This window comes from Streptomyces apocyni, assembly GCF_009739465.1.
GTDB classification, from domain to species: Bacteria; Actinomycetota; Actinomycetes; order Streptomycetales; family Streptomycetaceae; genus Streptomyces; species Streptomyces apocyni.
On the sequence record NZ_WHOM01000023.1, the window covers coordinates 1 to 531 of the forward strand.

The 531-nt window shown below is 70.6% G+C and carries 1 protein-coding gene; it reads right to left on the reverse strand.

The features are described from left to right. Positions 1-531 (reverse strand): polyketide synthase dehydratase domain-containing protein (locus GCN81_RS00090; protein ID WP_156721311.1); only part of this gene is annotated, 531 nt, incomplete at both ends.

Genomic DNA, 531 nt, shown 5'->3' on the forward strand with positions numbered 1-531 from the left:
GGCGTGGGTGAGGTTGGTGATGGGTTCGCCGGGGGTGGTGGCGAGGGCGCCTTGGGTGACCACGGTCAGCGTGGAGTCGGCGGATTGTTCGTCGGTCAGCCAGTCCTGGACGGTGTGCAAGGTGGCGTGCAGGGCGTTACGTACCGCCTGCGGTAGGTCGCTGTCCTCGGGGTATTCGGCGTCGGACGCGTCGATGGTCAGTAGTACGGGGGTGGGGGCGGCCGCGTCGTCGGCGTTGTTGGCGGGGACGGGGGTCCAGGTTGGGCGGAGCAGTCCGTCCTGGGTGGTGGCGGCGGCCTGACGTAGGGCCTCCTTGTTCAGGGGGCGTAGGTCGAGGGCGTCGATGGTGGCGACGGGGTTGCCGGTCGGGTCGGTGAGGGTGAGCGATGCGGTCTGGGGTCCGGTGAGGGTGAGGCGGACGCGGAGGGTGGTCGCGCCTACCGCGTGCAGGGTGACTCCGCTCCAGGAGAAGGGGAGTAGGGCGGGTCGGTCGTTGTCGATGACCCCGGGCAGCAGGGTGTGCAGGGCGGC